The following is a 12,266-nucleotide window of genomic DNA, read 5'->3' on the forward strand; positions in this document are numbered from 1 at the left end:
CGAACCGCCGGGTTGATTGTGTGGAAAGGCGAGTTCAGACCCCTCGGCCGAGCGCATGCTGAAGGCGTACGCGGTAACCGACGGCAGCCGCCGCCACAATCACGAAGGGGGAGACGGATGCCCACGTTCATGGACGTGCATACCGGGTTCGTCAACGCCACCGCGGACGACCTGCGCAAGGCACACGAGGCCGACCTCGCGATCGAGGCCGACGAGATGGTCCACTTCGAGAAGGCCTGGCTGGATCCGGTCTCCGGCAAGGCGTTCTGCCTGTCGACCGGCCCGGACAAGGCGGCGGTGATGCGGGTGCACGAGAAGGCCGGGCACCCCACCTCCGAGGTCTACGAAATCCCGATCGAAGTCTGAACTCGCACACTGATCGGCGGACCGGCTCCCGGAAAAGAATTCCGGGGGCCGGTCACATTCTCGTTCCGCGGCTCGTCAGAAGGATGAACGACGCGATGAGAATGAGACAGGAGCCGATCATGACGACGATTCTGGTCACCGGGGGCACGGGGACGCTGGGCCGCCAGGTGGTGCCGTTGCTGCGCGAGACGGGCGCGAAGGTGCGCGTGCTCAGCCGGCAGGCGCGTACGGGGGACGAGGGTGTGGAGTATGCCGTCGCCGACCTGCTCACCGGCGAAGGAGTGGAAGCGGCGGTCGACGGGGCGGAGATCGTCGTCCACCTGGCGGGCGGGCAGAAGGGCGACGATGTCGCCACGCGTACGCTGGCCGCGGCCGCCCGCAAGTTCGGCGTACGCCATCTCGTCTACATCTCGGTGATCGGCGTCGGCCGCGTTCCGCTGGGCTGGCTGCGGATGAAGGAGGCGGCCGAGCAGGCGATCGAGGACTCGGGCGTGCCGTGGACGACGTTGCGCGCCGCGCAGTTCCACGACCTGGTCCTCAAGACGCTCCAGGGGATGACGAAGTCGCCGGTCGTGCCGGTGCCGGGTGGTATGCGCTTCCAGCCCGTGGACACCCACGACGTCGCGGTCCGCCTCGTGGAACTGGCCCTCGGCGAGCCGGCCGGACTCGTGCCCGACCTGGCCGGGCCGCAGGTCTACGAGATGCGCGACCTGATCACGGGCTATCTCCGGGCGACCGGCAAGCGGCGTCTGCTGCTGCCGATCCGGGTGCCCGGCGCGGCGGGGAAGGCGTATCGGGACGGGGCGAACCTGACCGTCACCGGAGCCGATCTCGGTACGCGTACCTGGGAGCAGTTCGCGGCGACCGCGGCTTAGAGCGTCAATGCCGGCAGGAGCGCGCGCACATACCGTTCCGCGGCTCGTTCGGAGGCTGACTGCACTCCTGGCGGCTCACGCAAGCGTTCCCCGGTGCGCTCGATCGCACCACCTTGGTAGTGGCGGAGGAACGCGTGCTGGAAGCAGCAGCCCATCAGCAGGTCGGCCAGCGCGGCGGCGTCGGCGTCGGCGCGTACGCGGCCGGCCTGCTGCTCGCGCTGGAGGTAACCCGCGACGGCCTGATTGACCTTGTGGGGACCGGCGCCCTTCTGAGTCAGCCGCGTCCGGTGCGTCTCGAAGACTCGCCGCTCAGCGAAGATCGAGCCCAGGAGCGGGAAGTTCTCGTGGTAGAACGCCATTGCGGCGGTCGCGATCGCCACCAAGTTGCCCTCGACGGTTCCCGCGCCGGGTGCCACCGCCAGCGCGGCCTGCAACGGCGGAAAGCCTGGCGAGCGTTCCTGCAGGACGCCGAGGAAGATCTCCTCCTTGTCCGCGAAGTGCTTGTAGAGCGCCGCCTCCGAGAACCCGGCCTCCTGGGCGATCGCCTTGGTGGTGGCCTTGCCGAGGCCTCGCTCGCGGATCACGGTGAGCGCCGCGTCGAGGATCACGTCCCGGGTCTGGGCCACGAAGCGCCTCCAGTTCTCGGTTGACGGTGCGTCAAACCTTGCGGGTTGACAGGTGAGTGTTCACTAACCATCATAGTGGTTAGTAAGCACTCACTAACCAGGGGCTTGGGGGAAGAACCATGAAGATCACCGTTCTCGGGGCGACCGGGCGGATCGGCCAGGAGCTCGTGAAACGGGCGCTGGCCGAAGGGCACGACGTGACCGCGATCGTCCGGCAGCCGAGCCGGCTGCCGATTCGGGCCGATCGCCTGGACGTCGTGGTGGCCGACGTCTTCGACGGCGAGGCGATCGCACCTGCGGTCAAGGGGCGCGACGCCGTTCTCTCGGCCGTCGGCCCCCGTCCGGACGGGCCCACCACGGTGTGCAGCGACACCGCGGCTGCCCTGCGCTGGGCGATGCGGGAGACGGGCGTACGCCGACTGCTGGTGGTTTCGGCCTCGGGGCCCTATGTGGACAGTGGCGACGATCCGCTGACCAGGTACGCCGTCAAGCCGATCCTGCGCCGGGTGCTGCGCGAGGGCTGGGCCGATCTGCAGCGTGCCGAAGAGATCGTGCGGGCGAGCGGGCTGGACTGGACGATTCTGCGGCCGTCCCGGCTGACCGACCAGCCCGCCACCGGCCGCGTACGCCGCCGCCTGGATCGCAATCTGCCGTTGGGCATGTTCACCCCACGGGCCGAGGTCGCCGTCGAGATGCTCCGGGTGCTCCGGGATCCCACCACGTTCGGGCACTCGATCGCGCTCGCCCGCTAAGCGGGGGGTGCGCGCACGGCCCAGGCTGCCGTGCGCGCACGAACCCGGTCAGAGGATCGAGCTGGCGCTCACGAGGAAGCCGTTGCTGGACGGCGCACCGGCCGAGGTGAAGCAGATGACGTCGCGGACGACGGTGTCCGGTCCGGCCCCGAAGTTCGCCCAGAACGTGTTCAGCCCGCAGAAGTCCGGGCTCGGCCCGTACGCCGTCACCTGCACGGTGTTCTGCGGGAACCCGATGCGGGGGAAGGTCACCAGGGACAGGCCGGCTCCGGCCGGTGCGATCGTGTTCACACCCAGGCCGCCGACCGAGTTGAAGTTGGTCGTCGGCGGGCCGATCGGCGGTCCGTTCAGGATGTAACCGAAGTACTTCGGCGGATATGACGAGCCGTAGAGCGACACCTTGTACTGGTAGGTCACGGTGAACGCGGTGTTCATGAACGCGCCGGCAGAGTTGAAGCAGTAGACGAGCACGTCCTGACCGGCCGCGGTCGACGACCACTTGGCGATCTTGCAGCGGGCCCCGGTTCCCGAGTTGACCGCCGTCGCCTGCAGGCTGCCGTCGAGCGGACCGCCCGTGACCAGGCCGGAGAACTTGACGAGGTATTGCCCGACGGGTCCCGGAGTCACGGTGTTGGCTGCCCCGGACGAGTTGTACTGATTGAGTACCGCGCCCGCTGCACTGCTGTAGGCGTACCCGTATGGTCCGAAGGCCCCGAGCCCCGAGGAGCTGGTGAAGAACGCGCTGAAGCTGGTGGGATCGAGGATCCCGCCGAGTTTGTAGCAGCGCAGGATGACGATTTCATCGGCCACCGAGATGCCCCAGGCCTCGACCTGGCACCAATGCGGCGACGCGTTGATCGCCGTGACGTGGACGACGCCGCCGGGCGCGGCCTGGCCGGGGAAGCGGACCTGGTAGCGGCCCGCGGGCGCGAGGGGCGTGACGGTCGTGGCGGCCGGCCAGGTGCCGAACGCGACGGTGCTCGCGCCGGGGGCGTTATAGAGCACCCAGCCCTTGCGATCGGGGACCGCGGCCTGGCTGGGCGCGGTGCTGACGGTGACGAGTGCGAGCGTGGCGAGCAGGGTGGCTGCCAGCCGTGACAGTGTGCGCTTCATGAAAGCACATCTATATAACGAACAGATGTCCGTCAATGTTAATGTCGCGATTCAGTCTGTCGGCAGATCGGCGTAGGTCGACGCCCGCTCCTGCTGGGACAGCTTCGCGATCGTGTCCATGATGTCGTCGGTGACGACGCGGCGAGCCTGGTTCGGGGTCTTGCCCTCGGAACCGTCGAAGTACAACGGGTGTCCGAATCGGACGGTGACCCGGCCGAAGCGGGGCAGCTTCGCGCCGACGGGCAGGATGCGATCGGTGCCGAGGACGGCGACGGGGACCACAGGCGACCCGGATTCCAGCGCGAGCCAGGCCACTCCCGTACGCCCGCGGTAGAGGCGGCCGTCGCGGGACCGGCTGCCCTCGGGATGGATGCCGAACGCGCCGCCCTTGGCGAGCAGTGCGCGGGCCGCGTCGAGCGAGCCCAGCGCGGCTCGGGACTGCGTGCGGCTGACCGGGATCGCGTCGATGCCGTGCATGACGGTACGCAGGATCTTGCCGCCCAAGCCCTTGCGCTCGTAGTACTCGCTTTTCGCGAGGAACGCGACCCGGCGCGGTGACAACGGGGAGATCAGGAAACTGTCCAGTGCAGAGATGTGGTTCACGGCGAAGATCACGGGGCCGCGGCGCGGCACGTTCTCGCGGCCCTCGACGATCGGCCAGAACGCCGCTCTCAGCAGGGCGGTGGCCAGCGGGCGTACGGCGGATTGCAGCAGCACGTCAGGCTCCCAGCTCGCTCAGGTTCTTCGCTGAATCCGTCACGCCGACGTGGGCGTGGATCGCGATTCGCAGGAGGCTGTCGACGTCGTCGGAGCCCGCTGCCAGCTCCAAGCTGTCCCAAAGATGCAGCTGGGCGATGCCCTGGAGGTTGGCCCAGAGCGCCGCCGCTCGTTGGCGGGCCGGTTTCGCGCCCGCTCGCTCGGTGAGGCGTACGAGGACGTCGAAGAGGGCCAGGCTGTCCTGCCGCAGTCCGATCTCGTTGCCCCGCAGCAGATCGTGCCGGAACATCAGCTCGAACATGCCGCGGTCGGACTCGGCGAAGGCCACGTAAGCCCGGCCGATCTGGAAGAGCTGCTCCGCCGGATCTCCACCGGCCGACGCGACCACGCTGATCCGGCGATCCATCTCCCGGTAGCCCTCCCGGGCGATGGCGCCCAGCAGCCGCTGATGGGTCGGGAAGTAGCGGCGCGGGGCGCCATGGGAGACGCCGGCCCGCCGGGCGATCTCCCGCAACGACAGCGCTGCCACGCCTTCCTGACGCAGCAGGTCGACGCCGGCCTGGACGAGGCGATCCGGCAGGTTGTCATGCATAGACACTGTCTACCACGAGTCGGTAGACAGTGTCTACTCGGGGGTCGGCTCGATGGTGGCGTCCCTCGTTCGTGGACGGTGACACATTAGGTGCCTTCTAGGGGTGATCCCGCGCCCCGTCAGGGGTGCTCGGGGCATACCTTGGACGCATGGACACACTGGCAGACGCGGAGGGACGGATCGCCGTCGCCTGCGGTGTGAGCCCCGTCGCGTACGCCGTCGAGATTCCCGATGTGAGTCTGCGGGCTCGGGTGCTGGAGTGCGGTTCCGGGCCTGCCATCGTCTTGCTGCCTGACCTGGGAATGGCGGCCTCGACGTGGCTGCCGCTCATGGCCGAGCTCGACGGTCACCGGGTGATCGCTGTCGATCTGCCCGGCTTCGGGCAGGCCGGGCCCATGGACTATCGCACCGTATCCGACCTGCGCGAATTCGCCGTCGCTTACGTCCACGGCCTGCTGTCGGTGTTGGGCCTCGACACTGTCACGCTTGCCGGGAACGGGGTCGGCGGGCTGTGGGCCCTGTGGACCGCCGCCGACCGGGCCGAGCGCGTACGCACCGTCGCACTGCTCGGCGCGCCAGCGTGCACGGCTGGCACTTCGGTCTCGAAACTCCGTCGGGTCGGCTGGCAGGGCCATCTTTGGCCCCGGCTCGGCCACCCGACCGTGCCCGGCGGCTGGGCTGAACTCGCCCACGCCGTGCAGGCTCAGCCCGGGTATACGACTGCGTTCCGGACCCTGGCGCGGGCGGTCGCAGCCAGTGGCGGCTTCGGCGCGACCGACCTCGGCCGGTTGGCGCAACCGGTCTGCCTGCTTCTGGGCGAACGCGATCCGCTGGCTCGGCTCGACACACTCGGCACCATCGCCGACGTCATCGGCGGGCCCGCGATCTTCGCCGGCTCCACCGGGCATCTTCCCTGGCTGGACAACGCTTCCGCTACTGCTGAGGTGCTTCGCGCGTACGCCGTTACCTCCCCGCCTATTCCGGCGCCTCGGTCCGGTGCGCGCTCCGCTGACTCTGCGGGGACGCCTCGGCCTCCCGGGTGACGGCTCGGGAGTTTCGCGTTTGGTTGGCGCTTGGGGGGTGGGCGGGCGTTCGGCGCTTCGCGTTCGCTTGGCGCTTGGGGGGCGGGTGGGCGTTCGGCGCTTCGCGTTATCCCGGGATATCGCGGCTATTTCTGCGCGGAAGGCCGCGTTATGCCGGATAACGCGATGGGCCCGCGGGCGGCCGCGGATGCAGATAGGGGCGGCGGGCAGCACGGGGTGGTGCAGTTGCCACGTGGTCGTCGTGGGGCGGTGCGTTATCCCGGGACATCGCGGCTATTCGCGCGAGATAAGCAGCGTTATGCCGGATAACGCGCGCACCGGGCCCGTATCGGGGCGCGCGTACGGTCCGCATCCGGTAGAACCGAGGGCGGAGGTGGTGACATGTATGAGGACCTTCGCGGCCGCGTCGTCCTGATCACGGGCAGCTCCCGGGGCATCGGGGCGGCCATGGCGGTCGCGTTCGCCGGGGTGGGCGCGCGAGTCGTGGTGCATGGGCGCGACCAGGCCGCGCTGGAGAGTTCGCGAAAGCGCGTCGAGCAGGCGGGAGCCGAGGTGCTGGCGGTGACCGGTGACGTCACTCGGTCGGCCGACTTGGCTGCGATGCGCGAACGGATCAACGCCGAGTTCGGCCCGGTCGACGTGCTCGTGACGAGCGCGGGGAGCAGCAAGAGCCGGCCGATGCCGATCGAAGAGATCGACGAGGAAGACTGGCGAGCCGACGTCGAACGCAACTTGACCTCTACATTCCTGACCGTCAAATGCTTCCTCCCCGACATGAAGAGCCGAGGATCGGGCGTCGTCCTCACGCTCTCGTCCGCCGCCGGACGCCGGGCGAGCGCGCGCACGCTGGTGGCGTACGGGGCGGCGAAGGCGGGCGTGCAGATCTTCACGCAGGATCTGGCCGCCCAGGTCGGACCGGCCGGCGTACGGGCGAACTGCATCGCGCCGGAGACGATTCTCACCGAGACCAACGAGAAGTGGATTCAGGGCGAGCAGCGGCAGATGCTGATCGACATGCACCCGATCCGCCGTCTCGGCACGGTCGATGACGTCGCGCGGGCTGCATTGTTCCTCTCCTCCGAGGAGTCCGGCTGGATCAGCGGGGTGGTGCTCGACATCGCGGGCGGAGCGACCCTCGTCTGACGCGTTCCGGCGGTCAGGGTCCAGACGGTGAAAGGGACGTCAAGATCCAGTGCCCCTGGTATGCCGATCCGCGGCCGGGTTCTTGGTCAAGTTCCCGTCGTATGCGCTGATCGGCCGCTGAGCGCATACCACTGGAACTCGATCTTGAAATCAGGCGTCCGGGCGCAGACCCAGGGAACGTGATCATGACGAGGGGAGATCGCAATGGCGGAGACGATGGTGGCGGTCGGGGACGTGCAGTTGTGCGCCGAGGAGTTCGGCGACTCGGCGTACCCGTCGATCCTGCTGATCGGCGGCGCGTCGGGGTCGATGGATTGGTGGGACGCGGAGTTCTGCCGCCGTCTCGCGGAAACGCCCGACGGCCTGGGCGGACGGCACGTCATCCGCTACGACCACCGGGACACCGGCCGGTCGGCGGCTTGTCCGCCCGGCAAGCCGGACTACTCCTCGCGAGATCTGCTGGAAGACGCGACCGCGTTGATCGATCGCCTGGCGGCGGGTCGGGCGCACGTGGTCGGTGTGTCGATGGGTGCCGGGCTCGCCCAGGATCTGGTGCTGCGTCATCCCGAGCGGGTCGCCTCGCTGACGCTGATCTCCACCAGCCCGATCGCCCGGCGTGATCCGAGCGCCCCGTTGCCGCCCATGGCCGAGCGGCTCAGCCGGTTCGAGGTCGCCGATCCGGAATGGTCCGACCGCGAATCCGTGGTGCGGTACTTCCTCGCGCTGGAAGAGGCGTACGCCGGACCGGAGTCGTTCGACGCCGAGTTCACCCGCCGGGTCGCCGAACGGGCGTTCGACCGGTCCATCGACGTCGAGTCCAGCGTGAAGAACCACTGGATCGTGATCGCTGCGGACGACGAGGACGTGCCGGGTGACCTCGGGACGGTGACCGTGCCGACAATGGTCGTCCACGGCAGCGCCGATCCGATGTTTCCTCTCGCCCACGGCGAGGCGCTGGCCGCCGAGATTCCCGGTGCGCGGCTGCTTGTCCTCGCCGGTGGTGGGCATCAGTATCCGCCGCCGGCCACTTGGGACATCGTCGTGCCGGCAATTCGCAGGCACACCGGCACACCCGGAGCACCTACCGCCTGACGGTGGCCACCGGACCGGTTGGACTGCGGATTTCCCGGCTTCCTAGGGACACAGTCCCGTGCGTTCGGGATACCGCCGGGATGACCATGGGAGTGGGTACCACGCCGACTGAAAGTCGACAGCTGTCGACTCTCGGATGTTGTCGGGTATCTATATTACCTGGTTGCCTAGGTTGTCGAGGCGGAATCATCATGGCTCATATGACCGATCCGCAATCCATGGCGGCGCAGCGCGCCAAGTGGCGGAAGTACTTCGAGCAGATCATCACCGGTCCGGACGGCGAGGTCGAGGCGGCTGCAGACGGAGCCATGGAGGCCATCGCCCGGCGAGCCGATCAAGCCGGAGTGATCGCCGCCGGCCGGGCTGCGGCTGCCGAGTACCGGGCCAACGGCGGGCGGCGCAAGCCGTCGATGCCGCCGCCTGCGGCGCAGCCCCGGCCGGCCGCTGCCGCACCGCCATCCCGACCGCAGGCGGGCCCGGCTTACGCGTACGCCCAGCCCGCGGCGGCACCCACGGCCCGACCGGCCGCCGCGCCGAACGCCCGCTCGGTGGGCAACGGGCGCAGCGGGGTCGTGACCGGGCTCCAGCAGCGCCAGGAGATGGCCGGTCGGACGTACTTCCAGGTCTGGAACTTCCGCCTGGAGCGCCGGGACGCCCAGGGCGGTCCGCTGCCTCCGGTGCCGGTCGAGATGCGAGCCCGGTCGTTCCGGGGTCAGATCGCCAACGGCGACGTGGTCGAGATCCCCTCGTCGAGCCGCCCGATGCGGCTGAAGAATCTGACGACGGGTGCGACGGTGAAGGCGCGTGGACGCCCGCACCCGTTCCTGCGTGGTGTCGGCCTGACGTTGTTCCTGATCCTCTTCGTGTGCGTCGCGATCTTCATCGTCGCGAACATCATCGAGATCCAGGGCTCGCGATGACCGACCCGTTCGGCGGGATGCCGCCACCCATGCCACCGCCGGAGCCGCATCATCCGGATCCGCCGCCCCCGCCGTCACCGGATCCGGGCATGGTGCCGCCGCCGATGCCGCCCGACCCGGGCCATCACGATCCCGGTTTCTTCGACCCGGGGTTCCACGATCCCGGCTACAACCCGGCGTTCGATCCGAACACGATGACGCCGCAATACATGCCTGATCCCAACATCGGCTACGCGCCGCTCGACCCACCCGCATACTTCCCCGATCCGCCTGCGTACGCGCCTGATCCGCCCGGTTACTTCCCGGATCCGCCTGCGTACGCGCCCGATCCGCCGGCGTACTTCCCGGACCCGCCACCGGTCGACAATGGGCTGGCCGGACTCGGCGACCCGTACGCACCACCGGAGCCGCCGGGCTTCGAGCCGTATATCCCGCCCGAGCCGCCGGGGTTCGCGGACTACGTCCCGCCCGAGCCGCCAGGGTTCGCGGAGTACATCCCGCCCGAACCGCCGGGGTTCGCGGACTACATCCCGCCCGAACCGCCGGGCTTCGAGCCTTACACACCTCCCGAGCCACCCGGGTTCGCGGACTACGCTCCGCCGGAGCCACCCGGGTTAGACATCGAGTCAGGGGACGCTCGGGACGCGTTCGCGCCGACGGCTGCGGCCGGTGGTGGGCAGGCTTCGCCGATCCTGAACTTCGGCATTCCGGAACATCACGCCGAGGAGACGATCACGTCCGTGAGCTATCAAGCTTCGGACTTCCAGCCGCAGCGCGACGGCTCCCCGACGACCAGGATCGTCGAGATCAACGACGGCCCGAACCACTACACGGCGTACATCACGTCGTCGCTGGACCCGACGGGACAGGTCATGACGATCTCGATCACCATGGGTGGCGAGGCCGCCACGGTCGTGATCCCGGCGGCAGCCGCTCACGACGTCACCATCACCGTCGAGCATTCCCACGATCAGGGGAAGGCGGCCGACGTCATGGTGTCGGCTCCGTTCCCGGTGGCGATGGACGTCCACAGCAGCAAGGATGTGACGGTCATCCCGAACATGCCGTCGGGTCCACCCGCGCCACCAGATCATCAGCCGGCCGGGCCACCGGCCGATCATCACGACAGTCACCACGGTGGTCAACACCACGGAGCCGCCGAGCCGAAGCCGGACGACCATCAGCCCGAGAAACCGGCTGAACCCAAACTGACGCCGCAGCCCGAGCAGCCGCCGGCCCAGCCGAATCAGCCGCCGCAGCCAGAGCAGCCGCCGCATCCGGCGAACCCGCCGCAGCCAGAGCAGCCGCCGCAGCCGGCGAACCCGCCGCAGCCCGAGCAGCCGCCGCAGCCCGGGAGTCCGACACAACCGACGCAGCCCGCGCCGGACCAGCCCGGGATCGACCCGAGCCTGCTGCCGCCGATGCCGCACCCGGCCGACCCGAACATGCCGAGCCTGTCGGACCTGTTGCGGCCCGACCCGCCCAAGACCGGTTTCGAGGGTCAGCTGGCTCAGGGCCACCCGTTCGAGGTGCCGGTCCGCGTACACTCCGATGTGGACGTAAGTCGGATCACCTGGCTCAATCACGCGCCTGCGGACCTGCACCGTACGCGGTTCGAAGTGGTCGGAGATCCATCGGCGCACGTCACCGCGGACGAGCCGACCTATCGGCTGACGGTAGATCCCGCCGCGATCATGCCGGTACGCGATCCGCAGACCAAGGAGCTGTTGGGCTATCGGATGCGACGCGGCGACACGATGTTCTCGTTCGATCGCAACGGCCGGCTGACCAACGCCGGGAACCGTGAGTCGCCGCTCATGGCGCCCAAGGCGGACCCGATCGACGTCATGATGATCGCCGTCGACCTCGGCCCGATCGCTGCGAAGGGGTTGGCCGCGAGTGCCGAGGCCATCGCCGCCACGTTCGCCAAGCAGGCTCCGAAGGTCGCCGGTGAGTTCGTGCGAGGCCCGACGATCGCCCGCTTCGGCGCGGATGAGGTCGAACTGCTCAGCGAGTACTGGGAGGGCCGGCTGGCCAAGGAGACCGATGCCGACCTGCGCCATCAAGCGGAGCAGGCGCTCAAGGCCCTCAACGAACGTGGCCGCGTACGCGACTGGAGTCAGTCGGAGCAGGAGGTCGCGCACATCTACCAGCAGATCGGCGGCAAGGGTGAGAGCGCCGAGATGTACCAGGCGGCGGATGGAACCTGGAAGGTCACCAAACCCGACTTCTCCGGGCCCAACGTCCGAGGGGAGGTCAAGAACTGGGAGACGGTCCACATCAAGTCCGAAGACAGCGCGAACAAGCTGATCGACCGGCTCGCTGCGCAGGTCAAGGCACGCAACAATCTGCCGGGACCGGCGAACATCCCCGGGCGTACACAGCAGACAGTGGTGCTCGACCTGCGTGGTCAGGCACTGTCCGAGGACAACCTGCAGACGATCGGGCACGTGCTGGCCGAGCGTACCGGGCTCCCGGTGGAGAACATCCAGCTCATCGTGTGGGACAAGTAGCCCGGCCGGCACGCGTGTCCGTCATGCGTTCCGGGCGCGGGCCAAGGCCAGCCCGCCGGTCACCGTCGCGATCAGGCCGATCGCGAGCGCGGCCCAGCCGCCGACCACGCCATATCCCGTGCCGGGCCCGCCCTTGGCCAGCCCGACCACGAACCCGCCGACGATCAGCCCCAGAATTCCCGTGGCCAGGGCTGTCGTCGCGCGGCGCCGGGCCGGTCGACGCAAGGCGAGAACGCCCAGCACCGCGCCTGCCAGCGCCAGGAGCGCGGCTGCCGTGCCGAAGAGTCGTCCAGTCGTCAACGTGTACGCCGCGACGGCGGTCGTCATATGTGTGTTCATGACCTGAGCATCCCGTCGTCGGAGGGTCACGTCGTCCGGCGTACGCAGACTGTTGGCACTGCGGCATCGGCGTCAGCCGACTGCTGCGTACGCGGTATGCCGTCGTCGGGCTACTGCGTACGCAGCAGGCCGAAGGTCCGTCCCATGGAGGGTTCCGCAGCCGTGGCTCCCGGCT

Annotated in this window: 13 protein-coding genes; 8 read left to right on the top strand and 5 right to left on the bottom strand. The window is 69.0% G+C overall.

Annotated features, from left to right (window positions below; all coding sequences use genetic code 11):
• Positions 1-117: 117 nt before the first annotated feature.
• Complete coding sequence (locus HOV77_RS10160) at positions 118-366, top strand: SCO4226 family nickel-binding protein (RefSeq protein WP_290860673.1); 249 nt, start codon at positions 118-120, stop codon at positions 364-366.
• 119 nt (positions 367-485) lie between these two features.
• Positions 486-1,241 carry an SDR family oxidoreductase gene (locus HOV77_RS10165; RefSeq protein ID WP_290860675.1) on the top strand — a complete coding sequence of 252 codons (756 nt, stop codon included), beginning with the start codon at positions 486-488 and terminating at the stop codon, positions 1,239-1,241.
• Here HOV77_RS10165 and HOV77_RS10170 read toward each other — a convergent pair.
• The gene (locus HOV77_RS10170) at positions 1,238-1,867 is read right to left on the bottom strand and encodes a TetR/AcrR family transcriptional regulator (protein WP_290860676.1); all 630 of its coding nucleotides are present in this window, start codon (positions 1,865-1,867) and stop codon (positions 1,238-1,240) included. The two genes, HOV77_RS10165 and HOV77_RS10170, sit on opposite strands and share 4 nt — an antisense overlap.
• Positions 1,868-1,986: 119 nt before the next feature.
• Here HOV77_RS10170 and HOV77_RS10175 point away from each other — a divergent pair, with 119 nt between their 5' ends.
• Positions 1,987-2,619: an SDR family oxidoreductase gene (locus tag HOV77_RS10175; RefSeq protein ID WP_290860677.1), complete on the top strand. Its 633-nt coding sequence runs from the start codon at positions 1,987-1,989 to the stop codon at positions 2,617-2,619.
• Between the two features lie 48 nt (positions 2,620-2,667).
• Here HOV77_RS10175 and HOV77_RS10180 read toward each other — a convergent pair whose 3' ends face one another.
• The 3 genes from HOV77_RS10180 to HOV77_RS10190 are packed head-to-tail and all read right to left on the bottom strand — an operon-like array spanning position 2,668 to position 5,041.
• Positions 2,668-3,732: a hypothetical protein gene (locus tag HOV77_RS10180; RefSeq protein WP_290860679.1), complete on the bottom strand. Its 1,065-nt coding sequence runs from the start codon at positions 3,730-3,732 to the stop codon at positions 2,668-2,670.
• Positions 3,733-3,783: 51 nt separating this feature from the next.
• Complete coding sequence (locus HOV77_RS10185; RefSeq protein ID WP_290860681.1) at positions 3,784-4,449, bottom strand: lysophospholipid acyltransferase family protein; 666 nt, start codon at positions 4,447-4,449, stop codon at positions 3,784-3,786.
• Position 4,450: 1 nt separating this feature from the next.
• Positions 4,451-5,041 (bottom strand): TetR/AcrR family transcriptional regulator, encoded by a 591-nt coding sequence (locus HOV77_RS10190; RefSeq protein ID WP_290860683.1) that lies wholly within the window; start codon positions 5,039-5,041, stop codon positions 4,451-4,453.
• A 149-nt stretch (positions 5,042-5,190) separates the two neighbouring features.
• On the opposite strand from HOV77_RS10190, the gene HOV77_RS10195 reads away from it, so the two are divergent.
• The 5 genes from HOV77_RS10195 (at position 5,191) to HOV77_RS10215 (ending at position 11,752) form a co-directional block, all read left to right on the top strand.
• Positions 5,191-6,084 (top strand): alpha/beta hydrolase, encoded by an 894-nt coding sequence (locus HOV77_RS10195; protein ID WP_290860685.1) that lies wholly within the window; start codon positions 5,191-5,193, stop codon positions 6,082-6,084.
• A 381-nt stretch (positions 6,085-6,465) separates the two neighbouring features.
• Positions 6,466-7,227, top strand: coding sequence for an SDR family NAD(P)-dependent oxidoreductase (locus HOV77_RS10200; protein ID WP_290860687.1), 762 nt, complete (start codon positions 6,466-6,468; stop codon positions 7,225-7,227).
• A 204-nt stretch (positions 7,228-7,431) separates the two neighbouring features.
• Positions 7,432-8,319, top strand: a complete 888-nt coding sequence (locus HOV77_RS10205; protein WP_290860689.1) for an alpha/beta hydrolase — start codon at positions 7,432-7,434, stop codon at positions 8,317-8,319.
• Positions 8,320-8,519: 200 nt separating this feature from the next.
• Complete coding sequence (locus HOV77_RS10210) at positions 8,520-9,239, top strand: hypothetical protein (RefSeq protein WP_290860691.1); 720 nt, start codon at positions 8,520-8,522, stop codon at positions 9,237-9,239.
• Complete coding sequence (locus HOV77_RS10215) at positions 9,236-11,752, top strand: hypothetical protein (RefSeq protein ID WP_290860693.1); 2,517 nt, start codon at positions 9,236-9,238, stop codon at positions 11,750-11,752. The genes HOV77_RS10210 and HOV77_RS10215 overlap by 4 nt, the downstream gene beginning before the upstream one ends.
• A 21-nt stretch (positions 11,753-11,773) precedes the next feature.
• Here the strand turns inward: HOV77_RS10215 and HOV77_RS10220 are convergent, their stop codons facing one another.
• Positions 11,774-12,091, bottom strand: coding sequence for a DUF6223 family protein (locus HOV77_RS10220; protein ID WP_290860695.1), 318 nt, complete (start codon positions 12,089-12,091; stop codon positions 11,774-11,776).
• Between the last annotated feature and the right edge of the window lie 175 nt (positions 12,092-12,266).

Origin of the sequence: Hamadaea sp. (genome assembly GCF_013362815.1) — a bacterium.
Taxonomy (GTDB): domain Bacteria; phylum Actinomycetota; class Actinomycetes; order Mycobacteriales; family Micromonosporaceae; genus Hamadaea.